Genomic DNA, 25,695 nt, shown 5'->3' with positions numbered 1-25,695 from the left:
ACTAACAAAATCATAGCTTAGCGGCACTTTTAGCTGTATTTACAGCTGAGCCTCCCGCCTTTTGCACATCGTTTGTACCACTTTTGAACGCAGCATCCAGTGTGCCGCCAATACGTACGCCAGCCCATGAAAGTGCCCCCATCCATACTGCAGGCAGTACCAGAAACATCGTGGCCATAACAAAGTTCATGATCAGGTCATCCGAACTGTTCTGAAATCCGGCCATGTTAAAGCTACTGTGCGTGTCAGAGCTGTACAGCGCTGTCAGCAGCCAGCTGTCGAGCCACCGCGCCAGCTCCCACCAGAACGTCAGGAAGTTCAGCGCAAAAAGCACAAACGTAAGCGTAATAACGGTCTTAATTTCATAAGCAGAGAACGCCAGGATAAGCGGCAGAATCACCACTACGGCCATGAGCAACACGGCCTGGACCATTGGCAACGCCTGGCGCATGGCATCAAATGCTGGGAACGCTGCCAGACTGCCTAACGCGGTGCCGCCGATTGCAGCTACGCGGGCTACGGAGTTATCGAGCGTGAAATCGGCGTTGCCTCCGTAGCCGGCATAGACGTGTCCGCCCTGTGATACGGTCAGACTCTCAGGACTGACCAGGCGGCGGATAATAGCCTCTTTATAGTCCGCTGAGTTGCCCCCGATCATTTTCATGGCAGCTGTCAAACGGGTCCATAATCCCGGGTCAGCCTGATCGACGACGCGAGCCTCCAGCCCGGTATCAGCGCTATTCCACCACTCGCGGCATGTCGGATAGCCGCCCCGGCCTGTATCCGGCCTTCCGCTGTCGCGGCTTTCATTCCAGGCAAATTCAGCCCTGGGCGTTTTCGATTGCAGGCTGCCGTAATAATTACTGAGGAAAGTTTTGCTGCCTATCCACTCAATATCACGCAGCGTGGCTTTGTCTTTCGTCTGCCCCTGATCCTGACGTTTCCACATATACAGCGCGAGCGAATAGCAGTCGTTGGTAAAGTCCTGCAGCTCCTCCGCGAGAGATTTGTTGTTAATACGCGTGTGCTGCACCTCGAAGCGGAGCTGACGCATGTCCGGACGGCAGGGGATAGTGGCAACAGACGCCTGGGTAATGCCCTTTGCCAGCTTGTGAATCAGATACCACCAGACCGGCGCGGCAGCCGTCTGATCATTAATGCTCGATATGACCGGTGAATATCCCGTGTCATCGGGCGCTTTTGGCGTCCACGTCCCGCAGCTCTGCGCACGCGACGTGTCATATTTTATCGTGCTCATATCGACGTTCATCAGCGGCATACAGCAGGCAATCATCACCAGAAAAGACGTGTAAACCGCGTGCTCCATGCGGGGTATGGACAGGGCACCTTTATTCCCCTCATCTTCACCTTCTTCACGCACTTTCAGCCAGATGCCGATAAGCCGGAAAGCGACAGGCGCGGCAAACAGGCCGGTCGTGATGAGAATATTCCAGAGTCCGTTGTTAACCACCCAGCCGAGCAGGGTAAGGAAATATTCCAAGTAGCTGTTAGTCAGCATCAGGACGCTCCCGTGCCGCCGAGCAGCACTAGTTCACAGACAACGGCAAAAATAAGGCTGACAGCCGCAATGCGGATCAGCGGCTGCCGGTGTTGCGGGCCGAAGCCCGGTGCACGGAAAACTTTCACAAAACCCCACGCAAGCACACCATAAATCGCCAGGCGCCATATCAGCCAGCCATAGCGGGCATGCTCCATCCAGTCGCGAAATGTAGCGGCCTGTGCAGGATTTTTTATTGCCCGATCCGCGACGATGAGCCCGCCCAGCAGAAATGCCAGTAGAGCGCCGGCAGTACACAGCACGCGAAACAGCGCGGGGTGCCGACGGAAAAATGAGGCGCGTGTCGCCCCGTTATCGGTTTTCATAGGCTGCGCTCTCATCAGTTGTTTTCCGTCTCAGGAACGGCTAGATGGTTCATACGGTTGTCGGTGCTGTCATCGCTCTGCGTCTGAGGATTACTGTTAACGCGCCCGTTTTCCCGATCGATAATGGTGAGCACTGAATTACGAGACAGCTCGCGCTTAAGCTCCATTTCATTTCGTAAAGCGGTGATCTCACGATCGATGGCCGCAACGCGACGATCGCCTTCCTCAATGGCCGCATTCTGCGCGGCTGCGTTAGGCTCAGACATGCCGGTAACAATCATGCGGCGCATAATCAGCGCGGTTTCAACCGTATCCGCCATCGCCAGCTCGCCGGCGAGGCGGGCGGTCAGGGCTGCGTTATCAGGATCCCGCTGAAGTGCTCTGATAACGCCTGCAGTGATGGGCAAACTGCCTGTTTTGAGCTTTGCCAGGTTAGTCGCGTTGGGCTGTTCGGTGCCGTTAACGAGTTTTACCAGCTGTTCAGTATTCTCTTTGGTGGTCTCTTCCAGAATCGGAGCAAAGCCAGTGCCGGCCTGAGTAGCCCCCGGCTGCTGTTCGTCATCGCCGCTTGTACACTGAGATGCATCGCTGCAGGTGCGCAGGGAGCTGTCTCCCACAACCTGAACCACGGCTTTAGCGGCTTCTTCAGCACTCGCATATTTTCCGCAGGCTCCCCCGTTACAGCTGTTGCTGCTGATCGTGTCAGAGCTCAATACCGGCAGGCTGTTCATCATATTGAACCCTGCGGCCGTTAAGTCATGCGTTGGCCGGATGGCCTTCTGCCCCTGACCGCCCCGTTTTTGTCCGCCGATCCAGTTCTGGCCTGAGTTGCCCTGCAGCTTGTCCGCTGAGTTATTCACGCGGACAGCATCAGCGTCTCCACTGTTAACAAGCGATCGGTACTCATCCATTACCGCGCCCTGCGTCCATTTGTTGTTGCCGGCAAAATCCATCATGCGCTTCGACATGTTCTGGCAGTTGAGCTGGGCTTTATCAAAAGAGACGTTTGCCTGCAGCACGCCGTTTGTGAGCATGTCGTACAGGCCGGGATTGGCACGCTGGATAATCATTGCCGGCAAGCTGGCGACGGCACCGGTGGCGTTCTGAACCACGTCGCCCATGAGATTTTTGAAGCCATTTGTTACCCCGTTGAGCTGATTACCGACCGTCGTTTTCAGGTCGAAGTTGCCGCACATCAGGTCGCTGCTCCAGCCTGCGCTCATACCGATTTTACGCATGTTGCTGCGCGTTGCCGGCTGTGAAATCACTGAGCCGCCGCCGAGCGTATAGTAGAGCTTGTCAGAAACCGCGCCGCTGACGTCCTTGCCGTAGCCTATGGCGCTGTTATTTACGGAGGGCAGTGAAATACCGAATGTGCCGGACTGGTTATCATCAGCTGCCTGCGCGGATGCCGCTGCGGACGCAATACACAGGGCAAGTGCGGCCGATTTAAATTGAACTGGTGACATTGTGCCTCTCAGAAGTCAGTTGAATAGAGGAAGGTCTGGCCGCGTCGCTTGCAGCAGCTGTAGGGCTGCCATAGCGCATAGGCTTCGTTGCCGTCCTGAGCAATGGGATACGCGCCGTCAGGGAAGACGGCGCAGGAAGTAGAAAGCGTGGGTGAAAGGCGCTGCCATTTATGATTCGCCGTGCCCGTGTTTTCTTTCACCTCTCCTGGCGGCCAGTAGCCGGCTTTGTGCGTGCCCTTGAGTACCTGATAAACGTGAGGCTGCCCGGACCGGGTGATAATGTCGGCGACCCGCTGCGCGACCACGGCAGAGGCTTTGTCATCGTCCGTCTGGCTGACGAAGCCCGAGCGGGGATAAATATTGCCCCACATGTTGGCGTTGACCTGGCTGCCCAGTTCATGCTGGCCGGGAACCAGCGCCTCGGGATACAGCGATTCAGGTAATCCCGATCGCCAAACAAGTGAATCCAGCGTGCTCAGAAAGTAGGGATTAAATGGCGTGGCGGCGGTATTGCATGAATAACCGGGAATGCTGCCACCAATGACGGAGGTGGCTGGGTGGCCTATCGCATCGGCGTACTTGAATTTGATGTTCGACTTACGCTGCCCGGGAGTCTTAATATCGGCGGCATTACCACCGCCGGCTGGCGCCCCGCTGGTCAGCGCGTTATCGATCGTACCGGATGCGCCGCTCATAAACGCCATTTCTGTCCAGGGATTACCACCCGGGCCGGTGTAGGTGGACACTACGACTTCAGGAATGAAGTGCGTCACTTTAACGGAGGTTTTCACCGAACAGCCAAAGGGCGTACACATCAGCCAGTAACAGATGCCGCTGACGCGCCAGCTTATACAGTCCTGAGTGATGGCGCTGGCAATGATGCCGGCAGTATTAATGGCAGAAACCGTGGCCGGCGTCGCGGCTGCTACCAGCACGGTGGCAACGCCGGCGGCACGGAAGTGTGTTTCTGGGGAGAAGCGCATCATTTACCCCCCTGACTGCGAAGCATGGTAGCCCGCGCAACGTCGGACGTGCCATAAACCACATCCCGGTCATCGAAAACGACGGCAGGGAACTTATGTAGCCCGATCTCCCAGGCATGCACAACCTGCCGGTATGCCTGAGCAATCTGCTCCTGCTGTCCGGGCCACTGCGGCGACTGAATGATTTCGCGGGCCTGCTGAGCGGCCAGCTGCGGATCTGCAGCCAGCTGGCCGAAAATGGAGTTCTGCAGGCGGTCGGGGCCATCAAGCCAGACAACAGAGCTTTCTTCAGACAGATTCTGAGGCGGATGTCCGGCATCGGTATAGACAACGGTGCCGGCCATCAGCTGAAACGGTATAAACAGGAAAAATGAGTTTAATAGCCTGAGTCGCATAGCGGATCTCCTTCACGGTAACATGCCGTCAGAGTGGCAGCGCCGAGTCAGGCTTTCAGTAGTAAACTCTTTTTCAGAAAATGAAAATTTAGTTATTTCAAGAAAAAACTATTAGTAGAAATATAAACAGAGTAATTTATACCTCTGAAAATATTATAAAATGTTACTAGGTTAAGGTGGTTTTTATGAAGCTAGATTTTTTCAAGCCAATAGTAGACACTAAGGATTACCATCCTAACTTTGAAAGGCTTCTGCCCGACAAATATAACAGCGCAAAAAGGCTATTTAATGATTGGGCGTCTGGTTTTGATGATAGAGACGGTAAGTTGGTTAAAGAGTTTCAGACGACTTTTAACTCAACTTTTTGGGAGGTCTACCTACACGCCACTTTTAGAAGCTTAGGGTTTGAAATTGATTTTTCCTATGCATCACCTGATTTTAATTTAAATAAAAACGGGTCGGAAGTTATTGTTGAGGCCACAATTTGCAATTCTGCAAATGGAAAAACCCCAGAATGGGATCGGGCTGAGGAATATAAAAGTTCGATTCCAAAGAGGTTTTGGGATTTAAATAAAGAGGCAATGATAAGGATTAATAACTCAATTGTATCAAAGGTAAATAAGTACGAAAAAAGTTATAGTAAATTACCACACGTTAAAGGAAAGCCATTTGTGATTGCTTTGGCTCCTTTTGAACAGAGGTTTTTCAATCTTCAGAATGACCGCCCTATAAGAGCTGTTCTGTATGATGAATACATCAACGAAGACATATACTTAGACAACCCTGAGCGTTATCCTGATGGCCCTCCAGTGCAAAACTTAGGATTTGTAGAAAAAGATAATGGTGCAGAGATACCCCTCGGTATTTTTAACGATAATCAATATGAATGCGTGAGTGCTATAATTTTTAACAATGCGGCTACTTTCAGCAAGCTCCAAGCTTTAGCAAACAAAAATGGTGAAAAGGTAATGATCAGTTCAACATGGTCAACCCCTCCAACTGGTAAGCCAGAACACATCGAAGGTTGGTCATCAGACTATAAAGAAAACATAACTGATGGCCTTATGATATTCCATAATCCATTTGCAAGAATCAAGGTTGACCCAAAATTATTCCGAGCTGAACGTATTTTCCAAGTTTACGCAAGTGATGAAGAATGGACCTTAATATTTGAGAATTATGAAGACAGATTATTAACAAGGTCAGCCTATTCATTTTAATTTAAAACTTAATTATAAGTCAGTGGGTTATAGTTGGTTTTTTAAAACCGGCCTTGCGGCCGGTGATAATTTGAGGTTTGAATTAATCTGAGAAAATGGAGTTAATCCACAGTGTTAGGTAAACCATATCCGCAGCGTCAGGTACGTTTACATGCCAGCGTGGCGAATCGAATTCGTGATCCAGCGGGAGACCGGCACGGCCTTCCTGCGTCAGCAGAATGTCCGCACGCTTGCCTCTGCTGTCCTCAATATGAACCGACACGCAGCTACTCTTACCAATACGATGTGGATTACAGGTGATCGTTACCGGCGATTGCAGCCTTGACCTCAACGCGTTCTCCATTGCTTTAAGGCGCTCTGCCGTCGTTGCCGTCATCGCGGGCTCACCCTGCGGATGCAGCCTGAACATAGCAGGGGTTGGCGTATCGTCCGGCGCAGGGCGCTGGATCAGAGGTTGCGCATACTTGAGCTTAATCATGCGGTCAGCATCTCTCTCTTATCATTGTGTTCGGGCATCCCGTCCGCATCTTCCTTCATCAATCCACGCAGACGATCCAGTTTTTTCGCTACGAGAATAGCAGCATCCAGCTCAGAACAGTTATGTTTACGCATCAGCGCTTTACGTTCGGCTTTCTCTTCTTTTTCCGTCATCCCGAGCGCGAGGTAAAGGCTGGGCGGAACAGCGCGGAACAGCGCTTCAATTTTCTTCGAGAGCACCACACCTTCGGTATAGCACCTTGAGAGTTTACTGGCGGAAAGCAGCACGGCTTTTTGTTCTTCTGAAAGCGTTCGGAAGCGGGCAATATCCTCCACCTCTTTTTTCGGCATCGTCAGACAGATCCACCACTCCGCCATATTCAGCATCTTGCCGGCAGCGTTCGGGTAATCCTCAAGGTTCTGAGTGGCAAGCCACAGCCATGCGCCAAGCTTACGCCACATTTTGACTACTTTGGTCATGTAGGGGGCGAGAAGTGGGTTAACTGTCACAACGTGCGCCTCATCCACGGTGAAAACAATGTCACGTTCAAGGTACTGGTCACGTTCGGCAATGTTGTTGATGGTGTTCGTCAGCGACACCATCGTGAGCGCCATCTGCGCCTCGTACCCTTCACGGGCAAGGTGCGCTAGGTCGATCAGCGTAACGTCCGCCTCCGGCCACAGAGAGCCCTCCTGGTTAAAGAGCTCTGCCTCAAAGCTTCCGTGCTGCGTAAACATGCCCAGGGATTCGGCCATTTCAGCCGCTTTCGCCCGGCGGGTTTCATTACGTACCTGCCCGTTGCCGCTTTCAGTCTCCAGTGAAATGGCGTTAAGCGCATTCTGCAGGTCGCCTGGCAGCATCTGGCGGCCTTCCTCTAGGGTTTTACGCGCGGCCATAATCAGCGCCTCGCGGATCATGGCGCGGTCAGCACGTTTCAGCGCGGCGTCTTCTTTCGGGTCGCCGCCGGTAATCATCATTCGGGCAGAAATCTCCATTTCGCCCAGAATGTCGCGCTTACCGTTCTCTTCATCATCATCTGGATCGTCTTCAATATCCGGCAGGTCACTCTCATCAATTGCCGGGGCGGGCGCGTCGCCGTCAAACAGCTTATGCGCATCAGCAAAGGGGGGCAGCGATACGCCGCTGCCGGGTTTGACGCTGACTTTGTTAACCGTAAGGCCCAGACTTTCAAAGTAGTCAGCGGTCAGCCCGAAACTGTTACCGGCTTCCGCGATGAACAGACGCGGGCGGTGCACGGCCATCAGCTGACAGAGCATCGAGCAGAGCGTGGCCGATTTACCTGCGCCGGTCGGTCCGAACAGCAGCATGTGCGCGTTCTGAGAGCGGTCATCCTTGTTCAGAGGATCAAAATCAAGCACGTCGCCGCCACGGTTAAAAAAGCTGAATCCGGCGTTGCCGGTCCCGGTTTCGCGGCCGGTGACGGGCAGCAGCCCGGCAAGATGCTGAACCCACGTCAGGCGGGTATACCAGTTTTTTTTGTCGTGCTGCGGGTTAAAGCACATAGGCAGCGCTCGCAGCCAGGTGTTAAGCGGGCCGGTTTCATGTTCAGCGCGCACCGGCTGCAGCCCTTCGTTCAGGAGTACGGTGCTGAGCTCGATGCGCTTACGGTTCATTTCAGGCATGTCTTTTGCCCGGAGCACAAAGGTGATGGCGGCGCGATAAAGTTTGTGGCGGTTTCCCAGCAGCTCCTTGACCGCCGCAACGTCCTGACGGACGCGCCCCGACTCGGTATTCTCGCCGATGGCGTTTTTCGCCAAGCGGTTAAACTTCTCTTCCAGCGTGTCCTGCGGCTCAGCGACAACTGTCATGCACAGCATGGTGCCTTCGGGGAACGTGTCCATCAGCGCGTTAATTTTCTTTTCACCACGGCTCTTTTCTCCGGTGAGCGTGCCGGGCTCGGGGGGTTTACGCAGGCGCTCCACGGAAATGGCTGAATGGGCAATGTTATCCAGCCACCACACGCCGTTCTCAACGTCAGAACGTGGCGGTGTGAACAGCAGGGTTTCGGTGAAATCATTCTCTACGGGGATCATGCCAGCAGGCGTGTCGCGACTGTCTTCATAGGCAGCTGCGCGGTAAAACGCTTCTTTATTCATGCCCTCGGGCGCAGGATTGAACATCCGCAGCAGCCAGGCGTGAACCTGCAGACCGTTCTGACGCTTGCAGTGGATGTTCACGCTGGAAAAGGCGCTGCAGAGGCGCTCACACGCCTGATTCAGCATGCCAATGGGTGACATTAAATCAGCGCTGTTTTTTGTCGCCCAGCGGTAGATAACCATGCGCGTGCGCCGCTGCTGCCCGCGCCACGGCTGGCCGGTGATCAGCTTGTCTTCAAAGAGACCTTCAGGACGCGCAATCCCGCGCATATGCTGCTCAGTCTCCTTAAGCCACGCCTCGGTAAACTCGCTGCCCTGCGCGTGCGGCCTGACGTAGCCGCGCAGCCGGTTAAGGTAGGCATCAACGTTATTCTCATCCTGACAGTAGAACTGCACGATCCAGGGATTGCTCGCCAGATCGTCAAAGCTGTCCTGCAGCGCATCTTCCACCACGTCGCGGATCTGCTCCAGGCGCTCGTCAGGACGGCCTTCGGTTGCCGCCGGCGTCACTTCATATACGGCTCCCACGGAGAAACCATCATCAAGCAGCAGGCACTGCTCCGCGTCCAGAAACTCTGCCCACGGCAGATAATCAACGATAGACGGATTGTGTGAATAAACGCGCTTTTCATCGGCCTGAGACATTTTACCGGGACGGGCAACGGGCTCCGGACCGGCTTGCTCAGAAACGTCAGTTAAGTGACGGTTTTTTTCAGGGGATTTCCCTTTAAAGAGTCCAAACATTACAGCGCCTCCGTACGTTCGCCAGGCATGGCGTACTGCGTCTGGTCATAGAAGGGGAAAACTGTGCTGTAACCTGGCACGGGGGTGTTTCCGTGTGCGAGATGAGGGAACACGTACATCACCATGTCAGGATTAGGCAGCCGCGGGAACTGCTGGCTGATTTCGGACTCCTGCGTGCGGCTATAGCTTCGATCGTCGCGAAGTGCGGCCTGTTGCTCACTGTCAGAAAGGCCTCGGCGCAGCGTGCTGCGGGCTTCACTGCCTCGCGAGACGCCTGATTCACCGTCGGTGCCTTTCCACAGCTCCAGCATGTTGCTGTTGCCCGGCGGCAGCATTTCATCTTTGTTTGTGGAGCAGCCGGCAAGCGTGCTGGCTGCAATAATCATGAAAACCCCGAATTTTGCAGTAATACCCATGGTTATTCTCCTCAGTCCAGTCCGCCGGTGCTGCCGTCTTCGCCAGGCAGGGTAAAGTCGTAACGCACCCGGCGGCCCTTGTCTTCATAGTCGATCGCCAGCTCGCGGGTAATGTGTACGGCAAGTTTTGCCCCCGGCTGTACGTAGATAGCGTCAAAAGTCTGCCCGTAACGCTGTTTGACCCACTCGGTGATTTCGTCAGAACTGCCTGAAATCGCCTTGCCCAGAACGGCCTGTCCGGCGTCGCCGGTAAGGGTGGAGGTCACGCCGCCGTAGGCGTTGGTCTGGCTTGTCGTCTGGTTCTGGCCGATGGCATCTCCCGCCGCGCCGGCTGCGCCCAGCAGTCCGATCGTTGGTAGATAGCTTGAGGCATTCGACTTGCGCGTGCCGGAGATGCAGGGGATCCCGTTTTCATCAGAAATCCAGCCGATACCGCCACTGGTGCCGGTCTCTTTACCGCCGCTCTGGTTGCTGTTATTGCCGCCCTTGCCGCTGCGGTCCGGCTTCGGCAGAGTACGCACGGTGCCGTCGGTAAACACAAAGGTGACGCTGTTGACCTGACCACGCACGCAGGACAGGGTCCAGTCGCCGGAGGCGGTGCCGGAGACGATCGCACCCTCAACGTCCGGCAGCTCAATGCCGTTAGCCGTCAGGTTGTCTTTTCCGATAAGTACCTTAAAGGGATAAGGGTCGGTTACGGTGCCGTTGATCGGCACGCGACCGAGCAGTGCCGTCATGGCGCGGCTGCCAATCAGCGTGGAGTTCTCCGGAAGCGTATACACCGGTTCGGCCTCTTCTTCCGCGCCTTTTTCAGCGGTTGACCCCTTTACCTGCTGTTCATAGCTGCCTTTTTGCTTCGTCAGCGCGTTTTCACTGAGAAACGACGTCGGGAACTGTGAACCGCCGGTGCTGCTGCCCGACGCGCCATTTTTCTGCGCCGATGACGTGGAGGGGCTGTCCTGGGGCGTGACCCACATTAAGCCATCGCTGCCGGAGGCCGGGGCATTGCCACCGCCGGCACCCATACCGTCGAGACCCAGACCCAGCGGGATATCGCTGTCAGACCCTTTTGCCTTGTCTGTAATATCCTTACCAGCACTCTGCAGTTTATTCGTCAGCTCGTTGATTTTTTGCGTCAGGACGTTCTGCTGCTGGCGCATCTGATTTTCGCGCTCGTGATAGCTTTTCTCCACGCCCTGAACGGCCTGATTGACCTGTCCGGAAACGTTGGTATTGCGCTCGCGCAACTTTTCATTTTCATCCAGCAGCTTGGCATTCTGCCGGTTGAGAGAATCCTGCTGCTGACGAACGGCATTAAGCGAGCCCACGATCGTTTTCAGCGTGTCCTGAGGCGTATCGCCCTCGATGCCGAGCGCCTTGAGTTCCTGCGGAGACAGGTTTTTTAGCGCGTCATTTGTCTGTGCATGTGCAGTCTGCGTGGCGGGCTCCTGCGGCTTGCTGTTATGGCTTTTCACTGCAATAAATCCGCCACCAACCAGGATGGCCGGAACCAGCACTTTAACCAGTCCGTTTGACTTAATTTTCATAGCGGATCACCTTCTGGGCTGGGCGAGTAGCAGCCTTATGTGCGACGGAGGGCTCACGTACAAAAGCGTCATCAGGGCGACCGGCGGTAACTAGGTACAGTGTGGTTGTGTCTTCCGGCGTGCCGGCGGCACCCAGCCAGCGGTGCTGAAAGGTGGCCGTGACAAACTGGCCCTGCAGCTCTCGCGGATCGAGCACAACCTTCTGCGACGAGCTGTTACGGATCCTCAGCGCGATGACGGTACGACCGGCCACGCCCCAGCCGGCTACCGGTGACACAGTCACGGGGGCCGAGGGGTATAATGTCGTAATGCGTGATGGCAGGTGCGGGTTAACGGGATGAATGCCCGGCACGGCTTCAACGGTGCGCACCGGTGCATACAGGTTCTGGGCTGCGTAACGCGTCAGCAGTACCGGAACAGGAGCCTTATAGCTGACTTTTTTACGCTTCGCCTGCGTGCTGTTGCCGTCGCTGGCGGCTTTCTGTGCGGTGCCGGCGGCAGCACTGCTGACCGTAGTGACGTCACCGCTGTAAACGATTTTAACCGGCTCGGCTGAAGCGGTGGCCGTTGTACGGACGTCCAGAAGAATAACCTCCCCGCTTTCCATGTCCTGCAGCTGCAGGCGCGACTGAGGGAAATCACTGTCGGCTTTGAGATAGACCGCGCCGCCGAGGCTCTGCACGCGCAGCTTGCCGTTCAGTGCCGGCGGAAAACCCACGCGCACGTTTTTATCAACGAAAATTACGCGTTCCTGACCAGTTTTGAGGGGGATCTGCAGCGGTACGCGTTCCCATTTCATCAGCTCGTCCGCTTGCGCCGGCGCGGAAAGCATCGCTGTGGCCGGCAGTAGTGATAATGACAGCGCCACAAGGCATGCACGAGATCCTGAGGTAAAAGATGGATTCAACATCAGAACATCCCCTTTCTTTCTGGTTTCGGCTGTTCAGGTGCGGCGGCTAGACGCTGCGGGATGCCTTCATAGCAGTCCAGCGCCATACCAAATGGATTAGATTCAGAGTCGCCGTCCCAGCGCACGACTTTTAGCGGATAGCGCACCATCGCGCGTTTAACCGGCTCGGTGAGGTAGTATTCGTCGGCAACAAGGTCGAGTTTCACCACCCAGTTATCACGATCGATGACTTTCACGCTGTCACCTGAATAACCGCGCCCTGGAATTTCATAAACGACGCGCACGCGGTCGGTCAGTTCGTTTTTTTCACCGCGAACTCTTGCATCCTCAGTAAGAAATGCCTTGCACTGTGGCGTCAGATAAGCTGAAAGCGACTGAATGCGGGCGGGATAGTCCACTTTGCCGTTTTTAGGCCAAGCGTTCAGCTGCTGGAAAATGTAATACGTAAAGCCGTAAACGGTCGGAGGCGGGATTTCCCACCACGGGCGTGTGCTGCCTTTACGCAAATCAGGCGGGTTGTGGATGGTCAACTTTTCAGGTGCCCGCATCCAGCCCGCCATTGCGGTAACCAGCAACAGCAGCAACACTACACAGGCCGCCCGCAGGGTAAAAATATGCTGATCGCGGCCCTTAACCGCGTGGCGAAAACGACTCATTTGGTACTCCTGAGGTTTTTGCTGCGTCGCAGGGACCAGCCCCGCGAGTCAATAATCAATCTGGGATCGCCCAGCCCCATACGGCGCTTTTTTAAAGCAAACCGCTGCCAGAGAAAATTCTCGGGTTTGCCACGTTTTTTACTGCTGAGCCACCGGCCACCAAAAGCGATTAGGACGAGAGGAAAAAGCAGCGTTACCGTTGGCACAATCAGCCAGCTGAAGAACGGGAGCAGAAGCAGGGAGAGAATAAAGCCAACCGCTACACCGATTAGCGCCGCAAGCCCTAATTCGGGGGTGGTAAACCCCCGAAAGACCACAGGCTCAGCGTTCAGGCGATCCGGTAAAAATCTTATGGTCGCCATTCTGAAATATCCTTAGGCGATGATTTCGGCAGACTTACCGAGCAGCCAGATGATGGCAACCAGCAGCGCGACACCAACGACCACAATCGAACCAAACTTCACCCAGGTGGCGCGTTCGTTACGCACTTCGTTAAAAGTAACTAGGCAGTTCTGGGCAACCATAAAGAATGCAATTGCGCAAAGCACGAGTCCACCCAAGACCAAGCCATCCTGGATATACCCCGTCAGCTGACCATTCAGACCGGTTCCGGCACCACTTGAAGAAGGAGCTTCAACGGTTGGCAGGTCCGCAAAGGCCGGCTTAACAGAAAGCCAGCCGAACAGGCTCACCGCCAGAGCGCGAACATAAGAAGACTTAGCCTTAGAAACTGAACGGGATACAACAGAAGCAAATTTAGACATGATTTCACCTGCATTAAGGGATTGAGTAAGGGTTAACTGCCAAACATCCAGATACTTACAACTAACAATAAAACTGAGCGGACAACGGCTCTGCCCACCGCGCCTTCCTTCAGGCGCTGATTTGCCCAGCCCGAGTAAACGTCAACAATTGCCCAGGCTGCCCACCAGAACATGAAACCGAACAGAAGCCCGAGGCAGAGAAGGTGCAGACCTGATGGCTCAAGATTTCCGGAACCCGCTTTGAAGGCTGCTTCCTGTGCAGCTGTCATCGCCATCAGGGACGCTCCCGGCGATAATTTCCCGCCACGCTAGACAAATCGCGGGGTTGGGCACGCGTTGGTTCCATATAGCGATCAATACCGGCGCTGATGGTCTTCAAATCGCCATTAGCACGCTGGTAGTCGAAGAAGTAGCGGCCACGCTCCGACGGATCAGCCTGTGCTGCGGCAACCCGCGCCCGTTCCAGCGAAGCCTGAACCTGGACGATCATTCGCTGCGCGGATGCCAGCTCGTCTTTCTCAGATGCAGACGCCGGAGAGGACGCGAGAAAGGTCAGGCCCAGCACACCGCCGCATAACAGAAGTTGTGTCGCCGGACGAAGAGATTTCATATGCACCTCCAGTGGTTGTTGAGTGCGGTAAGCATGCGAAATCTGGCTGCCGGGTTCAGCCGTTAACTCTTTTTGGAAAAATAAAAATTTAGAGTTCAGCGCAAATGCTGATTTATATTGAGAAAAGACACCTAGTTTGTTGTAACTAACTTAAAAGCACTGACGCCCCGCTATGCGGGTTGTCTGCTGACGGCAGGCTTCTGAAAACAAGTTTCAGTAGCCTCCGTCCAGCTCCGAGTTAAGGTCACCGAAATGATTAATTTAGTTCGTGCATGAATAATTAAAGGAAGGGATTTGATCTGGACCGACAGTGGTATATACACGTTGAAAGAAATTTACTGATAGCAAAAAATACAGCCTGCGGCGTACAGGCTGTATGTCATCATGGTTAGAGATATTTTTTGAACGATGCTGTTGTTACCGTAATGGTCAGCCCAAGCATTAACGCTGCAGGCAACAGCAGAAAGTTTGGATAAACCGCTGAAGGCCATGAAAGGTAGGCCATCACCGGCAAATACACAGCCGGTTTAATCAACCTTTTTGCGCGGTGGTACAAAAAAGACGACTCGTAACCGGCACCAAAACGGCGCAGATCACGACGGCCAAGCCCTTCAACCACGGCAACACATATAACCAGTACGAACAGCGGGACAGAAAGAGCAATAATGGTAACGCGGATCAGCGTCACGATAGAAACATATACCGTTGCCAGCATGTACTGCTGCAGATAATTACCCAGCCAGCTGCTGGCACCTTTAAGGTTGCGTGATACCTCATTGCCGCTGTTCATTTCGGCCTGATATGTCTGCTGTATCCAGCCGATGATCCCACTGTCCACAAACGCCCATTGATAGGCATCAGTCACCCAGCGCGTCACTGTTACAGCCGGCTCGGAAAGCAGCAGGCTGCGGGTAAAATCAGAAGACAAATAGCCAAACTCGGTATTCATCACCGCCTGGCTGTGCGCGGCACCCATTTCAGGCCAAAAGAACGCAATCCCGACATATTCAATGACAAGGCTCACTATCAGTGAAGCCAAGATCACGCCAACGAGTTTCCACGGCCAGCCCCAGACCAAGTTGTAAAGCAGGCCGTGCTCACGCGGTTGCGCGGGGTACTGCTGCGGATATTGCTGCGGTGCGGTACGACGTGCCTCAGCCATTGTTATCTCCCTTCACTGGCGTAGCTGCAGAACTGCGGCTGTCCCACCACCCTTCACTGCTGTGATAATTCCGGCGCATCTCTTCTGCAAGCCGCGCGATGTTCTCAGGCATATGCACGTCACCTGCATCGCCTGCCGGCAGCGGCATACGAATTTTCCAGAGCTGGCCACCCTCAAGCAGCGCAAACGCCTGACCTTTAGGCAGTGTGACAATGTCGGCAGGCTCAAGCAGTGGCACCTTAATGGTGCCGACGCGATCCTGAGTGCTGGAGGTAAAATCGTGATTGACAGTGACGTCAGCTGAATCCTGATGACCTGAGACCAGCGTTTTACTGTAGATTTCAACCTGCGGCAGCTGTGATGTCAGCAGCTCTGCCGTCCGGTTTTCTCGCACGCGCAGCATGATCAGGTTATTGAAGTTACCCTGAACCTGAGAGGTTTTGGCCGCGCTCCCGATACGGGCTTCGATATCAGATGAGGTCTGCGTATAGGCCGTCACCTGCATGCCCGCACCGCCACCTTTATTGATGAGCGGGATAAACTCATTGCCCATCAGTTCGTTGAATTCATCACAGTGCAGGTTAATGGGGTCTTTACCCTCTTTTGAACCCGGCAGGCCGCCGTTGATACCGTGCTTGTAGATGTGACCGGCCACGCTCACCAGATCGGCAAACATACTGTTACCTACGGCGCTAGCAACCTCGCTGTCGCTGAGCGCATCAAGCCCCACGTAAACGATGCCTTTTTTACGGATAACCTGCTCCCAATCAAAAATAGGGCGCGGATCTTCCATATTCAGATAATCGGGAGACAACAGCTCCGCCGTTTTACCGGTGGTCAGTTTTTCCAGTAGCGGCAGCAGTGACGCCACAATTTTGTCAAAGTAGGTACGGTCATAACGTACTGCAGAGCGCAGTCCGTCAAGTATCGGGTCATACAGTGCGTTTCCTGCGTCCGAACTCAGCGCCACTTCAACTGCCCAAATCCGGATAGCTTCAGGCTGCCCCTGCATGTTGCGCGGCACGTCGTCCTCACCAAATGCGTTGGCATTGTTCTCGATCTGACTGTTCAGTTCGGGTAGTTTCTCAGTAATGATTTTGTCGGCGTAACGCAGATACAGTTCGGCGATGTTGTTCACATAGCGGGTGATGAGCGTGTAATCCGGGCGTTCCCCAAGAGCAACCAGCGCCCGGGCAACGATATTCACGAACCGCCAGGCAAACTCGCGAAACGCTGCGCTGTTACCTTCACCGCTGAGCTGGCCGGCAACGCGGGTAGCCACCTCTGATACGCGCCCGAAGCGGCCTACGGCGTTATACCGCGCGGAAATATCAGGCCAGCCCAGATGGAAAACGGTCAGCTGATCGCCCCGGCCTGCCCGGTGAGCTTCCGCCCAGACCCTTTTCAGTAAGTCCGCATCGCCTTTTGGATCAAACACGATAGTGACGTCTCCACGACGTATATCCTGAGTGATTAACAGCTCAGCGAGGCGTGTTTTGCCCACGCGGGTTGTACCGTAGACAACCGTGTGACCGACACGCTCACGTAGATCGAGCGTGACGTCGGTTTCATCCGGTTCAATGCCGTGTACGGCTGGATTACCGCCAACCGGGGGAAGCGGGCGAACCGGATTGACTGGCGTATCGGCACTGAGCAGTCTGCCAATCGCCGGCAAACTGTTTTCTGTCGCTTCCTCTAACTGGCGGGCAAGCTGATACAGCTTCGACGGCTTAAGGTAGTGGGCCACTTCCGGGCGCAGCGTATCGCGCAGGCGCTGGGTGTGTTTCTGGGTCCAGCGAAACCCACGGCCCAGAAAAAGCCGGCGTTTACTGACGGGGATCTGTTTTGACGTCATTACGTAGCGCGGTAAACGGCGAAGATTGCGGCGGTAGCGAATAACCTGTATTCCCTGACGCGCGCGCATGGCAGAAAACACGGCGAATCCGCCGGCGGTGACGTAGCTGACGGAGGGGGCCAGGGCTACTGCCCAAGGCGCTGTCACGCAGACGATGGCGGCAGTGCCCGCTGCGACCGCTGTATTCAGCTCCACAGCCGGGCGCAGAAGGGCTTCAATTACGTATTTATCACTCACAAAGAAAACTCCTTAAAGGGTTTACCTGCCAGCAGAGCCAGAAGGCGTTGTCCGCTGATAATCATCAGTTGCTGTGAACCGCTGCTGACAGCCCTGCTTTTCTGGCCCGTCCGGCCGGTATGAATAAACAGGCCACGCTGCCCCATGCGCGTCAGCAGCGCGTCAAAGTCCTGAACGTGCGACGGCGTTATCGCCCGGCTGTAGCGCTTAGCCTGAATCAGCCAGCACTCGCCGTTTATGTGTACCCGTCCGTCCAGGCCGCCGTCGCCGCTGTATGACGCATTGCGCTGTACGGCATAGCCCTGACGCTCAAATGCCAGCAGCAGTAACTCCTCAAAGACGTAGGGATTAATCTTGCGCAGATAGCTCATGCGCTGCCCGTCTCCGCTGAGCTGGCGAAGGCGGGTATAGACGCGCTCTGCCGTTGCGCGATACCGGCGGTGCCGCCGCTCGCTGGCCGACTGCCGGCGAAAGCGCCAGAGCAGAAAAATAATCACGGCCAGCAGGACCGGATTTGCCATCAGCAGTGCCGCGACGTAAGGAGCTGATATCACTGCCCTACCTCCTGAGATAAGCCGCTGTCCGTGATAAGTAAGGGGTAATGGGTCAGCTGCAGGCGGCGGGCAAGTTCAGATCCCGATGAGGGCGCCAGCTGAAGACCGGGCGCGAGACCGCGCAGAGCTTCCAGCGATTCTAGGCTTTCAACGTTCACCACGAGGCCGGCAGCATTTCTGGCCGAAAGCTGCTGTGCGTTCTGCTGCAGCCACTGCCGTGAATAGCTGTCATCACCAATGATAAACAGCGCTCCGATGCCCGGCAGCTGCAGCGACCGGGGAGTCACGTTTCCGGGGGAAAGTTCTGGCGTAATAACGGGCAGCATGGCCGCTTCACCCTGTTCAGGAGCTGCAGCAGGCGCAGGCGGCGTATCCTGGCGGTTTACGGCCTCGAAAATAGCCTGCGTGCTCTGCCCGCCCAGGTCTGCAATGACGTTGAGCTCAGCCAACGCGGCAGGCGAAAAGGCGATAAATGCGGTAACGATGAGGTTTTTCAGATTCATGATCACTGACTCCGTGGATCTATCCAGACGAGGCCGTTATCCGGCACCGATGCGGACGCTGTCTGCTCAACTGCGGTAGCGGCCGGCAGATGCGGCGAGGACTGGAGCATCGCGAGCTTGCTTTTAACGAAGGCGCGATAGCGGGCAGCGGGTGCGCCGCCTGCGGGATGGTGATAACAGCCGGCTGCATCGAGCCAGCTTCCGGGTTTCCGGTCCCAGCACTCGCGCAGGATGGCGGCAGCGGCGTTCAGATTCACGTAAGGATCCAGCGCCTCCCAAGTTGACGTAAAACGCTGGCCGTTCCAGCCGAGATTAACCTGGGCGATACCGACATCGATGCGCTTCAGTGAGTTTGTTTTCATGAACACCTGCAGCGCCTGCCAGGCTTCAAGGCGGGTTTTATAGCGATAGCCCTTACCCGCGACGTTGAGAGTCCACGGCCACGGGCGTTCGCCCTGCGGCAGCCTGCGCGATGATTCCTGCAGGCTGACGGAGTAGAGCGATTCTGGCGGCACGCTGTGCGCCTGCGCCACGCGCACATACCCCTCCGGAACGGTCTGTTTGCCACCGGCGAACGTGGAAAATGAAAGCAGCAGCAGCAGCGCCGCTCCGGTCAGAATGCGGCGAGTTGCCATCCGTCTTCCCCCTGCTGCAGAACCACCGGCATGATGCCGTTACCGAACCGCATCCAGCGACCGCCGTCGTGATTCAGTGTGATCTGACGGCTGCGCACCCTGTCCAGCGGAATGTGATGGTCTTTTGCCCAGCCGCGAAGTTTCCCGTCATCGCCCTGGCTGTCTACAAGGTAGATATCAACCGGCCTGTTATCGGCTAATACCGCTGCCAGCCGGGCGTCACATTGCCCGCAGCCCGCTGACTTAACGAACAGTGCCAGCCGCCCTCCTGTGTCGTGCGCAATGCCGGCTGCGTTGCCCATATTTACCGCAAGCGTTTCCGGATAGAGCCGCTTCCATGCGGCGGTGACTTCGCGCTGGAAATCCAGCTCTTTTTGCGTACGCGCAAACTCTTCCTTAACCCACTTCTCAGCATACTGACGACGCTCAGCCTGGCTCCGCGCCTCAATACCTAGCGTTGACAACGGATCCAGACCCGGTGACTGAATGCCGCGCGGACCGTTCATCAGCGACTGATAGCGCTGATAATCGTCCTGACTCAGCCCCCACTGACCGGCTTGCTGCTTCAGATCCTGCACGCTGCTTTGCTGCACGCTCTGCGCCGGCGCATCCACCGGTTCGCCTCTGGAATTCTGAACCTGAACGCTGGCCTGCGCAGAGCAGCAAAGCATAATCGCTGCAAGACTGGCTATTTTTAGCTTCATATCGCCTCCGTTAGCGAACTTTGATAGTCGTTAAGCGTCCGTTTACGCGAAATTGCGCCTGCCCGTAACCGGCGTGAACAAGTGTCCAGCCATTAACGGTCTGGCCTTCGCCGATCAGGCGGATTTCAGCCAGCGAGCTGAATCCCGACGGCGCGATGGCCGCAAACGACTCCGTGCCCCGCTTTTCAACGCCGGTCAGTACAAATGGCGCTTTGCGGGCCACGGTGTTGACTGCCCGGTGCGGCTTAGCGGGTGCCGGCTTTTTTACAGGCGCTGCCGCTTTGGGTTCAGCTGTGGCCTGCTGCGCTTTCTGGGGCGGGTTCTGCAGTGCGGTGACTGACTGTTCCAGTGCAGCCTGACGGCTCTGCAGTGCAGTCTGCGAATCGTTTAGCTCATCGATCGAATGACGAACCTGACCGACTGCTTCAGATAAGCCTTTGGCAGACCAGGCTTCGACAGATTTACGGACCGCATCGAGCTGAACCTGCTGCTTTTTTATCGCCTCGGCCTGCGTGCTGATATTTGCCTGGAGAGGTTCAAGATCGGTTTTAGCCAGCGCCTGGGTGTAAACCACGTTTTGCTGCTTTTCGACGTAGCTGAGACGGTTTTCCTGCGACACGCCGGCGCGAAGAGATATGAATGCGAGACCAAGCGCGGCAATAGAAAGCGTGGACAGTGCTATAGCCGGCAGCCGGCGTTTTACGGCGCTGAACCTGCCGCCTGATGACGGAACACCGTCATCTGCATTTTCGTGAGGGAAAGACGTTTCTGTGGTCATTTTGTCAGCCACCCTCCGTGAGCAGGCTGGGCCTGAATGGGACGAGGGGCGATCACCTGAGAGGAACTGGCAGAAGATGGAGTGCCTGCAGCCGGTGCGTAGGCGCTGGCAGAACGCGGCGGCAACTGTGTCACGGGCAACTGATAACCGGCACGCAGGCTGTGACAGACCACACGCTGTACGTCATCAACTTCAAGCTCCCATGCCGGGCCCGCCAGTACCTGCAGCGCGGTGCGAAGGCGCATAGGACCGAGCTGGAACTGGACTGCCGGCAGCGGCTGACGGTATAACACGCCGTTAGCCGGACCGGTCTGACAAAGCGAATAGCCGGACTGCTTCAGGGCATAGCGCATGGCGTCAGCCACGGTTGGCTGCACTGAGGAGGGGATGCGGACGTCAATAATCTGGGAAAGGGGGTCGCGTTGCACGGCTTGCGGATCCGTGCTGACCAGCAGGTAGCGATCGTAGCGAACCACTTCCGGCGTCCGCGCATATACATCATCAGCGGATGCCTGGATATTGCGGGATACGCTGACCGGGGCAACCGGTTCAGCAGGTGCCCGCTCCTGCAACTTCTGGGGCTGCTGAACGCACCCTGCCAGCAGCGCAAGCGGTAAAGCGGCAAAGACGGCGTTAAATTTCATCTGAAAAGTTCCTGTACAGTGAGAACAGGCTTCACTGTGCGCAACTCTTCGGCATGCTTCTATCAACAACTCTTTTTGCGATTTCAAAAAAAAACGCCGACCGGAGTCAGCGTTTTTTAATCAGCACCTTCAGGCGACCTGATGAGGCGGGTGCGTTACATCACCGCGCCCCTTTAACAAGCCATCGATTGAAATATCTTCGTCCAGTGCGTCCCAGTGGATACCACGGGGAGACAGTTCGTAATCTTTCAGCTGTTCGGCAGACGCGTTGCGAAGCCGGGGAAACCATGAAAGTGGTACGCCGATTATCCGCTCGTCTGAGAGTTCGACCCACATAGTGTGATGATCGAACCGAACGTTCTTAGCTGAAATAATCATTCCAGGCCTCCAGAAGCATGGGTTGGTGTTGCCTTATCACTGTCATCAACTCTTTTATCGTCCGGGAGTCAAATCCATCGTTGCTTGCCAGTTTTACAACCGGCTCCAGCCAGAATTTTGCTTCTGTACCGGCCTTTATCACATGAATGTGAGCAGGTTCGCGCGGATTGCCTTCGTTGGAGTAGAAAAAGAACCGAAAACCGTTCAGCCGTAGTATGGCAGGCATCGTCAGTAACCTTTAAAGGATTATGGTGAAATTTACTGCAGTAATCAAAAGGCAGTGAGGGGTCGCAAAAAAACAGCGGCATATTGTGTTATGCCGCCCTTCTATTACGGATGCTCTTTCTGAGTCCATAAGTTAGCTTTAAGCGCATTTTCAGCGTCAATTTTCTTACGAAAATATTCGTTAGATTCTCGGGTTGCCGGTGCACCGCTTTCCTGATCTGCTGTACCAATATAATAGCCTCGACCAGATTGCATAACTTCCAGCGGAAGCGCCACGTTGAGATATTTCTGAGCTAAAAAGCCTGTTTGAGTATTCATAGAGTTACCTGTGAAAGATGACTTACTCTGTTTATAGCAAGTCTAAGGTGAGCGGATTTAGAATGAGTTATCAGCGTAAGATTGCTGCTGTGAAACAGTATTCTGTGCCTGATGAGGTTCAGCGCGTTCAGTCTTGAAGACCATGTCCTGGCCTATCTTGATCCAGTCCACTTTGATCAGGCGGGCTTTCAGACTGACGCGGCTTTCACCTGCGTGCTCACCATTTTTCAGCTGAAAAATGTCCGTTGATGGGTTGCTCAGAACAAAGCCAATCAGCACTTTCTTATCCTCATCTACCGCTTTCTGGCAACGGTTAATGAGGCTGCTGGCTTCTTTGCCGGCAACGGTGACGTCGAAACGCACATAAGAAGGGCTGTCGCTCGGACCTGACAGTGCGTTGATCACGCAGCTGATAAAGGTGCCGGACTGAGCATTTACCTGGCGAACGTTGCTGAGATAGCCCAGTCCGTTGATGGTCAGGTTGAAGTAGTCTTTAGATTTACCGGTGTTACTGGCATTAGAGGTGTTGTTTACAGACATGATGTTTTCTCCATGGAGGTCAAATTTAGTTCGACGGAGAAAACTTCTGCCCGGACGGGAGAAGTATTCCCGTCGGGGAGTCAGAATCAGCTAAATTCTGACTGTCTTGATAGTTGAATGTACCTTCATCGTCAGGCAGTAGGAGCCGTGATTGACGATATCTGCTTCCAAAGGCGAGCAGATGTACCACACTGATGTGTTCTCCCTTGCAGGCTACAGGAGTGTTATGTTCAGCCACCCGAAGGCGATTCTCTCAGGCCGATGAATCATTGGTGGTCGTCAGAGACGACAGACAAGCACGTTTATTTTTAAGCCAAATGTCACTACTGTCAACCTTTCTGGCTCTGTAGATTGAGAGTAGCCGGCGCAGAAGCTGGGCTTTTCCGGCCTTTACCAGTGCCCCGGCTTTTCCCCGCAACCTGGCGTCGAGTTTTACGGTTTGTCTCACCAATGATCCCCTTACAGTCCGGGTACTTCACACAGCCCCAGAATTTACCTTCCTTACTCTTACGCTGATGGGTCTGTCCGCCACACAGCGGACAGACAGGGCCGACCGGAACCGTGACCTTAAAGGCAGTGTCCCGCTCTTTTTCGACCAGATGTCGGGTCCACTGGCTTTGCTTTTGCATAAAATCACTGAGCCTGCTTTTTCCCTGGGCAATGTCATCCAGCGCCTGCTCCCACAGGGCCGTCATGCCCGGACTGGTCAGCGTCTCTGGCAAAGCAGAGATCAGCTCCCGCGCCATCTGCGTGGCAATGATGAATTTTCCTTTTTTCTCCAGGAAGCCCCGTTTAAACAGCGTTTCCAGTACGCCGCTGCGCGTTGCTTCCGTACCGAGTCCCGCGTTATCGCGAAGCACCTTCCTGAGCTGGGGATCCGTGACCAGGCTGGCGGCATTTTTCATGGCGGCAATAAGCGTTCCTTCCGTGTGGTGCGGCGGCGCTTTTGTCACATTATCTTTGACGTCTGCACCGGTGACGCTGCAGACATTGCCCTGTTCCAGCACGGGCAGCTGCGCTGCAGACTCTTTATCACCCTCTTCCTCTTCGGCCAGCTCCCCTCTGAACAGGGATTTCCACCCGGCATGAACCATCACGCGACCGCGCGTGCGGAAAAGCTGATTACCGATATTGAAGGTGGCATCCGTCACATCGGATTCCTGCAGCGGCATAAACTGAGCCAGATAGTGCAGGCGGATAAGAGTGTAGACTTTGAGCTCTTTAGCGTTCAGCTTTGCTATATCGAAGGGCTGTCGCGTAGGAATAATGGCGTGGTGCGCGGTAATTTTCTTGTCGTTCCAGACACGCGAGGTAAATGCGGTATCAAGACGGGAAAGTTCGCCGCCGATAGCCGGATCAGAATGCTGTACAGCCTGAAGAACGTCATTGACCTCTTCCCGCATCGATACAGGCAGATAACCGCAGTCAGTTCGCGGATAAGTCGTTGCTTTGTGCGTTTCATACAGTGACTGGGCTATAGACAGCACCTCATTAGCGCCCAAGCCCCATTTCCTGTTGCAGGCTTCCTGAAGATCTCCGAGGGAAAAACAGAGCGGTGCCGGCGTTTTAGCCCGCTTTTTCTCAACGGAAATCACACTGCCGTTCCCGGATTTAAGGCAGAGCTGCTGAACCGCCTGTGCAATTTGCTGATTTACACACCGTTTTTCATCATCACAGTATTGCTCCGCAGCAACCCATTCAGCTTCAAAACGGACACCGTCTTTTTCAAGCTGCGCTCTGACTTTCCACCAGGGCTTTGGTGTAAAGCCGGCAATTTCAAGATCCCGGTTAACCACTATAGCGAGCGTGGGCGTCTGCACCCTGCCCACGGAAAACACTTCCGATAATCCGGCTTCACCGGCCTTAAGGGTATAAAGCCGCGTCAGGTTCATCCCGATAAGCCAGTCCGCCCGCGAGCGGCCAATACCCGCCTGATACAGTTTTTCGGTCTTGTCGCCTGACAGCATTTCACTAAGGGCTTTTTTGATGCTGGCTTCATCCAGCGCGGAAAGCCACAGCCGGCGCACGGCACCGGTGTAATTGCAGTAATCCATCAGCTCACGCGCGATCACCTCACCTTCGCGATCGGCATCGGTTGCGATGACTACCTCACTGGCCTGTTTCAGCAGTTTTTTGATAACGCCAAACTGATCGGCAGTGTCTTTCTTGACGGTCATCTGCCAGCGGTCCGGGATGATCGGCAGAACCTCCGTGCGCCACGGGCGTCCAAACTGCTCGCCATAGGTTTCGGGCGTGGCCGTTTCCAGCAGATGGCCAACTGCCCACGTGACCGTAATGTTACCGCCGGTAATACACCCCTGGCCGCGCTGGCTGACGCCCAGCACGCGGGCAATATCTTTGGCCTGGGAGGGTTTTTCACATAGATAAAGCTGCATGCCGGCCTCCGGTTTTAGCGTGCCTGACCAGAAGCAACCTGGCGGACCTGAGACATAACGTTGTTGAATGTGCTCCCGGTAAGGTGCGATGCGACGGGCGATTTGTATGTCACATATACCCGCGTACCGGAACCGTTCTTTTCAAGCTCGATATCCATATGGTCGTTGTCACCCACATCGCTGCCCATACGATAGGAGCTCCCCGGAACGGCCTCCCACACTGGATGAGCATCCTCAATAGCAGCAGCGCTCCAGCGGCTGTTACGATCTCTGGAACGAATACGTTCAATTTCATCCGCACTCACATAGCCGTAGTGGCGCTTTAGTCGCGCGGCTGCCGTATCAATATCTACCGGCACGCTGAACTGTTTGCTGGCACTCTTCCCGCCAGATCCTGATGCTTTTGTCAGCACCGGCATACCGTTGCCGGAATCCATGGAACTTGAATCACTGCCACGCAGGGTTTTACTGATACTGAAAGCGGTATCGCTGATATTTTTGTTGATGCTGGCAAAGTCAGTGCCGGCACAGCCGCTGAGAAGGGCGCAGATAACGCCCAAAGTAATCATCCGG

General features: G+C 55.0%; 30 protein-coding genes. 1 reads left to right on the top strand and 29 read right to left on the bottom strand.

The features are described 5' to 3' along the window. Positions 1 to 10: 10 nt before the first annotated feature. Genes QLG07_RS16795 through QLG07_RS16775 form a run of 5 tightly spaced genes read right to left on the bottom strand, consistent with a single transcriptional unit; the run spans position 11 to position 4,731 of the window. The gene (locus tag QLG07_RS16795; RefSeq protein ID WP_282469728.1) at positions 11 to 1,519 is read right to left on the bottom strand and encodes a conjugal transfer protein TraG N-terminal domain-containing protein; all 1,509 of its coding nucleotides are present in this window, start codon (positions 1,517 to 1,519) and stop codon (positions 11 to 13) included. Beyond that, on the bottom strand, positions 1,519 to 1,884 hold the full coding sequence (locus QLG07_RS16790) for a hypothetical protein (protein ID WP_242461321.1): 366 nt from the start codon (positions 1,882 to 1,884) through the stop codon (positions 1,519 to 1,521). The genes QLG07_RS16795 and QLG07_RS16790 overlap by 1 nt, the downstream gene beginning before the upstream one ends. Positions 1,885 to 1,898: 14 nt before the next feature. Beyond that, complete coding sequence (locus QLG07_RS16785; RefSeq protein WP_081981872.1) at positions 1,899 to 3,353, bottom strand: integrating conjugative element protein; 1,455 nt, start codon at positions 3,351 to 3,353, stop codon at positions 1,899 to 1,901. Between the two features lie 8 nt (positions 3,354 to 3,361). Further along, entirely contained in the window at positions 3,362 to 4,336 is a 975-nt protein-coding gene (locus QLG07_RS16780) for a TIGR03756 family integrating conjugative element protein (RefSeq protein WP_282469737.1), read from the bottom strand. Then, positions 4,336 to 4,731: a TIGR03757 family integrating conjugative element protein gene (locus tag QLG07_RS16775; RefSeq protein ID WP_040126227.1), complete on the bottom strand. Its 396-nt coding sequence runs from the start codon at positions 4,729 to 4,731 to the stop codon at positions 4,336 to 4,338. The genes QLG07_RS16780 and QLG07_RS16775 overlap by 1 nt, the downstream gene beginning before the upstream one ends. A 185-nt stretch (positions 4,732 to 4,916) precedes the next feature. On the opposite strand from QLG07_RS16775, the gene QLG07_RS16770 reads away from it, so the two are divergent. After that, a complete protein-coding gene (locus QLG07_RS16770; RefSeq protein WP_167429579.1) occupies positions 4,917 to 5,951 on the top strand; it encodes a hypothetical protein in 1,035 nt (344 codons plus the stop codon). An 82-nt stretch (positions 5,952 to 6,033) separates the two neighbouring features. Here QLG07_RS16770 and QLG07_RS16765 read toward each other — a convergent pair whose 3' ends face one another. The 24 genes from QLG07_RS16765 to QLG07_RS16650 form a co-directional block, all read right to left on the bottom strand. Then, positions 6,034 to 6,429: a hypothetical protein gene (locus QLG07_RS16765; RefSeq protein WP_040126225.1), complete on the bottom strand. Its 396-nt coding sequence runs from the start codon at positions 6,427 to 6,429 to the stop codon at positions 6,034 to 6,036. Further along, a complete protein-coding gene (locus tag QLG07_RS16760) occupies positions 6,426 to 9,290 on the bottom strand; it encodes a conjugative transfer ATPase (protein ID WP_040126224.1) in 2,865 nt (954 codons plus the stop codon). The genes QLG07_RS16765 and QLG07_RS16760 overlap by 4 nt, the downstream gene beginning before the upstream one ends. Further along, positions 9,290 to 9,706 (bottom strand): TIGR03751 family conjugal transfer lipoprotein, encoded by a 417-nt coding sequence (locus QLG07_RS16755; protein ID WP_040126223.1) that lies wholly within the window; start codon positions 9,704 to 9,706, stop codon positions 9,290 to 9,292. Before QLG07_RS16755 ends, QLG07_RS16760 begins: the two co-directional genes overlap by 1 nt. Before the next feature lie 11 nt (positions 9,707 to 9,717). Then, positions 9,718 to 11,253: a TIGR03752 family integrating conjugative element protein gene (locus QLG07_RS16750; RefSeq protein WP_167429578.1), complete on the bottom strand. Its 1,536-nt coding sequence runs from the start codon at positions 11,251 to 11,253 to the stop codon at positions 9,718 to 9,720. After that, the gene (locus QLG07_RS16745; RefSeq protein WP_040126221.1) at positions 11,243 to 12,163 is read right to left on the bottom strand and encodes a TIGR03749 family integrating conjugative element protein; all 921 of its coding nucleotides are present in this window, start codon (positions 12,161 to 12,163) and stop codon (positions 11,243 to 11,245) included. Before QLG07_RS16745 ends, QLG07_RS16750 begins: the two co-directional genes overlap by 11 nt. After that, entirely contained in the window at positions 12,163 to 12,819 is a 657-nt protein-coding gene (locus QLG07_RS16740) for a PFL_4703 family integrating conjugative element protein (protein WP_167429577.1), read from the bottom strand. The genes QLG07_RS16745 and QLG07_RS16740 overlap by 1 nt, the downstream gene beginning before the upstream one ends. Beyond that, on the bottom strand, positions 12,816 to 13,181 hold the full coding sequence (locus tag QLG07_RS16735; RefSeq protein WP_040126219.1) for a TIGR03750 family conjugal transfer protein: 366 nt from the start codon (positions 13,179 to 13,181) through the stop codon (positions 12,816 to 12,818). Before QLG07_RS16735 ends, QLG07_RS16740 begins: the two co-directional genes overlap by 4 nt. A 12-nt stretch (positions 13,182 to 13,193) precedes the next feature. Next, entirely contained in the window at positions 13,194 to 13,583 is a 390-nt protein-coding gene (locus QLG07_RS16730; protein ID WP_040126218.1) for a TIGR03745 family integrating conjugative element membrane protein, read from the bottom strand. 32 nt (positions 13,584 to 13,615) lie between these two features. Continuing rightward, on the bottom strand, positions 13,616 to 13,858 hold the full coding sequence (locus tag QLG07_RS16725) for a TIGR03758 family integrating conjugative element protein (RefSeq protein WP_040126217.1): 243 nt from the start codon (positions 13,856 to 13,858) through the stop codon (positions 13,616 to 13,618). Beyond that, positions 13,858 to 14,193, bottom strand: coding sequence for an RAQPRD family integrative conjugative element protein (locus QLG07_RS16720; protein WP_040126216.1), 336 nt, complete (start codon positions 14,191 to 14,193; stop codon positions 13,858 to 13,860). Before QLG07_RS16720 ends, QLG07_RS16725 begins: the two co-directional genes overlap by 1 nt. Before the next feature lie 388 nt (positions 14,194 to 14,581). Next, positions 14,582 to 15,355 carry a TIGR03747 family integrating conjugative element membrane protein gene (locus tag QLG07_RS16715; RefSeq protein WP_167429576.1) on the bottom strand — a complete coding sequence of 258 codons (774 nt, stop codon included), beginning with the start codon at positions 15,353 to 15,355 and terminating at the stop codon, positions 14,582 to 14,584. Beyond that, positions 15,348 to 17,447: a type IV conjugative transfer system coupling protein TraD gene (gene traD / locus QLG07_RS16710; RefSeq protein WP_282469727.1), complete on the bottom strand. Its 2,100-nt coding sequence runs from the start codon at positions 17,445 to 17,447 to the stop codon at positions 15,348 to 15,350. Before traD ends, QLG07_RS16715 begins: the two co-directional genes overlap by 8 nt. Beyond that, on the bottom strand, positions 17,444 to 18,001 hold the full coding sequence (locus tag QLG07_RS16705; protein WP_282469726.1) for a restriction endonuclease: 558 nt from the start codon (positions 17,999 to 18,001) through the stop codon (positions 17,444 to 17,446). The genes traD and QLG07_RS16705 overlap by 4 nt, the downstream gene beginning before the upstream one ends. After that, positions 17,998 to 18,504: an integrating conjugative element protein gene (locus QLG07_RS16700; RefSeq protein ID WP_167429573.1), complete on the bottom strand. Its 507-nt coding sequence runs from the start codon at positions 18,502 to 18,504 to the stop codon at positions 17,998 to 18,000. Before QLG07_RS16700 ends, QLG07_RS16705 begins: the two co-directional genes overlap by 4 nt. A gap of 2 nt (positions 18,505 to 18,506) precedes the next feature. Then, positions 18,507 to 19,139: a lytic transglycosylase domain-containing protein gene (locus QLG07_RS16695; RefSeq protein WP_282469725.1), complete on the bottom strand. Its 633-nt coding sequence runs from the start codon at positions 19,137 to 19,139 to the stop codon at positions 18,507 to 18,509. Continuing rightward, positions 19,118 to 19,843, bottom strand: coding sequence for a TIGR03759 family integrating conjugative element protein (locus QLG07_RS16690; RefSeq protein ID WP_167429571.1), 726 nt, complete (start codon positions 19,841 to 19,843; stop codon positions 19,118 to 19,120). The genes QLG07_RS16695 and QLG07_RS16690 overlap by 22 nt, the downstream gene beginning before the upstream one ends. 10 nt (positions 19,844 to 19,853) lie before the next feature. Next, positions 19,854 to 20,621, bottom strand: a complete 768-nt coding sequence (locus tag QLG07_RS16685; protein WP_167429570.1) for a DUF2275 domain-containing protein — start codon at positions 20,619 to 20,621, stop codon at positions 19,854 to 19,856. After that, on the bottom strand, positions 20,618 to 21,265 hold the full coding sequence (locus QLG07_RS16680) for a PilL N-terminal domain-containing protein (RefSeq protein WP_282469724.1): 648 nt from the start codon (positions 21,263 to 21,265) through the stop codon (positions 20,618 to 20,620). Before QLG07_RS16680 ends, QLG07_RS16685 begins: the two co-directional genes overlap by 4 nt. Positions 21,266 to 21,394: 129 nt before the next feature. Beyond that, a complete protein-coding gene (locus tag QLG07_RS16675) occupies positions 21,395 to 21,643 on the bottom strand; it encodes a DUF2442 domain-containing protein (RefSeq protein WP_135778150.1) in 249 nt (82 codons plus the stop codon). After that, positions 21,627 to 21,869: a DUF4160 domain-containing protein gene (locus QLG07_RS16670; RefSeq protein WP_135778149.1), complete on the bottom strand. Its 243-nt coding sequence runs from the start codon at positions 21,867 to 21,869 to the stop codon at positions 21,627 to 21,629. Before QLG07_RS16670 ends, QLG07_RS16675 begins: the two co-directional genes overlap by 17 nt. 104 nt (positions 21,870 to 21,973) lie before the next feature. Next, a complete protein-coding gene (locus QLG07_RS16665; protein WP_101826806.1) occupies positions 21,974 to 22,186 on the bottom strand; it encodes a hypothetical protein in 213 nt (70 codons plus the stop codon). Between the two features lie 57 nt (positions 22,187 to 22,243). Beyond that, a complete protein-coding gene (locus QLG07_RS16660) occupies positions 22,244 to 22,726 on the bottom strand; it encodes an STY4534 family ICE replication protein (protein ID WP_167429568.1) in 483 nt (160 codons plus the stop codon). Positions 22,727 to 23,055: 329 nt separating this feature from the next. Further along, complete coding sequence (locus QLG07_RS16655) at positions 23,056 to 25,122, bottom strand: DNA topoisomerase III (RefSeq protein WP_167429567.1); 2,067 nt, start codon at positions 25,120 to 25,122, stop codon at positions 23,056 to 23,058. Between the two features lie 14 nt (positions 25,123 to 25,136). Beyond that, positions 25,137 to 25,691, bottom strand: coding sequence for a hypothetical protein (locus QLG07_RS16650; protein ID WP_167429599.1), 555 nt, complete (start codon positions 25,689 to 25,691; stop codon positions 25,137 to 25,139). Between the last annotated feature and the right edge of the window lie 4 nt (positions 25,692 to 25,695).

It is taken from the genome of Erwinia sp. V90_4 (genome assembly GCF_029967685.1).
GTDB lineage: Bacteria > Pseudomonadota > Gammaproteobacteria > Enterobacterales > Enterobacteriaceae > Erwinia > Erwinia aphidicola.
This window is presented reverse-complemented; position numbering and strand designations above follow the sequence as displayed.

What these genes read in the sequence shown, in the direction of transcription:
- QLG07_RS16655 (WP_167429567.1), bottom strand. Translation starts at nt 25,122, where the DNA reads ATGCAGCTTTATCTATGTGAAAAACCCTCCCAGGCCAAAGATATTGCC.
- QLG07_RS16745 (WP_040126221.1), bottom strand. Translation starts at nt 12,163, where the DNA reads ATGTTGAATCCATCTTTTACCTCAGGATCTCGTGCATGCCTTGTGGCG.
- QLG07_RS16660 (WP_167429568.1), bottom strand. Translation starts at nt 22,726, where the DNA reads ATGTCTGTAAACAACACCTCTAATGCCAGTAACACCGGTAAATCTAAA.
- QLG07_RS16670 (WP_135778149.1), bottom strand. Translation starts at nt 21,869, where the DNA reads ATGCCTGCCATACTACGGCTGAACGGTTTTCGGTTCTTTTTCTACTCC.
- QLG07_RS16755 (WP_040126223.1), bottom strand. Translation starts at nt 9,706, where the DNA reads ATGGGTATTACTGCAAAATTCGGGGTTTTCATGATTATTGCAGCCAGC.
- QLG07_RS16780 (WP_282469737.1), bottom strand. Translation starts at nt 4,336, where the DNA reads ATGCGCTTCTCCCCAGAAACACACTTCCGTGCCGCCGGCGTTGCCACC.
- QLG07_RS16725 (WP_040126217.1), bottom strand. Translation starts at nt 13,858, where the DNA reads ATGGCGATGACAGCTGCACAGGAAGCAGCCTTCAAAGCGGGTTCCGGA.
- QLG07_RS16735 (WP_040126219.1), bottom strand. Translation starts at nt 13,181, where the DNA reads ATGGCGACCATAAGATTTTTACCGGATCGCCTGAACGCTGAGCCTGTG.
- QLG07_RS16750 (WP_167429578.1), bottom strand. Translation starts at nt 11,253, where the DNA reads ATGAAAATTAAGTCAAACGGACTGGTTAAAGTGCTGGTTCCGGCCATC.
- QLG07_RS16760 (WP_040126224.1), bottom strand. Translation starts at nt 9,290, where the DNA reads ATGTTTGGACTCTTTAAAGGGAAATCCCCTGAAAAAAACCGTCACTTA.
- QLG07_RS16700 (WP_167429573.1), bottom strand. Translation starts at nt 18,504, where the DNA reads ATGAATCTGAAAAACCTCATCGTTACCGCATTTATCGCCTTTTCGCCT.
- QLG07_RS16740 (WP_167429577.1), bottom strand. Translation starts at nt 12,819, where the DNA reads ATGAGTCGTTTTCGCCACGCGGTTAAGGGCCGCGATCAGCATATTTTT.
- QLG07_RS16680 (WP_282469724.1), bottom strand. Translation starts at nt 21,265, where the DNA reads ATGAAATTTAACGCCGTCTTTGCCGCTTTACCGCTTGCGCTGCTGGCA.
- QLG07_RS16695 (WP_282469725.1), bottom strand. Translation starts at nt 19,139, where the DNA reads ATGGCAACTCGCCGCATTCTGACCGGAGCGGCGCTGCTGCTGCTGCTT.
- QLG07_RS16690 (WP_167429571.1), bottom strand. Translation starts at nt 19,843, where the DNA reads ATGAAGCTAAAAATAGCCAGTCTTGCAGCGATTATGCTTTGCTGCTCT.
- QLG07_RS16665 (WP_101826806.1), bottom strand. Translation starts at nt 22,186, where the DNA reads ATGAATACTCAAACAGGCTTTTTAGCTCAGAAATATCTCAACGTGGCG.
- QLG07_RS16675 (WP_135778150.1), bottom strand. Translation starts at nt 21,643, where the DNA reads ATGATTATTTCAGCTAAGAACGTTCGGTTCGATCATCACACTATGTGG.
- QLG07_RS16785 (WP_081981872.1), bottom strand. Translation starts at nt 3,353, where the DNA reads ATGTCACCAGTTCAATTTAAATCGGCCGCACTTGCCCTGTGTATTGCG.
- QLG07_RS16650 (WP_167429599.1), bottom strand. Translation starts at nt 25,691, where the DNA reads ATGATTACTTTGGGCGTTATCTGCGCCCTTCTCAGCGGCTGTGCCGGC.
- QLG07_RS16720 (WP_040126216.1), bottom strand. Translation starts at nt 14,193, where the DNA reads ATGAAATCTCTTCGTCCGGCGACACAACTTCTGTTATGCGGCGGTGTG.
- QLG07_RS16775 (WP_040126227.1), bottom strand. Translation starts at nt 4,731, where the DNA reads ATGCGACTCAGGCTATTAAACTCATTTTTCCTGTTTATACCGTTTCAG.
- QLG07_RS16770 (WP_167429579.1), top strand. Translation starts at nt 4,917, where the DNA reads ATGAAGCTAGATTTTTTCAAGCCAATAGTAGACACTAAGGATTACCAT.
- QLG07_RS16715 (WP_167429576.1), bottom strand. Translation starts at nt 15,355, where the DNA reads ATGGCTGAGGCACGTCGTACCGCACCGCAGCAATATCCGCAGCAGTAC.
- QLG07_RS16795 (WP_282469728.1), bottom strand. Translation starts at nt 1,519, where the DNA reads ATGCTGACTAACAGCTACTTGGAATATTTCCTTACCCTGCTCGGCTGG.
- QLG07_RS16765 (WP_040126225.1), bottom strand. Translation starts at nt 6,429, where the DNA reads ATGATTAAGCTCAAGTATGCGCAACCTCTGATCCAGCGCCCTGCGCCG.
- QLG07_RS16730 (WP_040126218.1), bottom strand. Translation starts at nt 13,583, where the DNA reads ATGTCTAAATTTGCTTCTGTTGTATCCCGTTCAGTTTCTAAGGCTAAG.
- QLG07_RS16685 (WP_167429570.1), bottom strand. Translation starts at nt 20,621, where the DNA reads ATGACCACAGAAACGTCTTTCCCTCACGAAAATGCAGATGACGGTGTT.
- QLG07_RS16790 (WP_242461321.1), bottom strand. Translation starts at nt 1,884, where the DNA reads ATGAAAACCGATAACGGGGCGACACGCGCCTCATTTTTCCGTCGGCAC.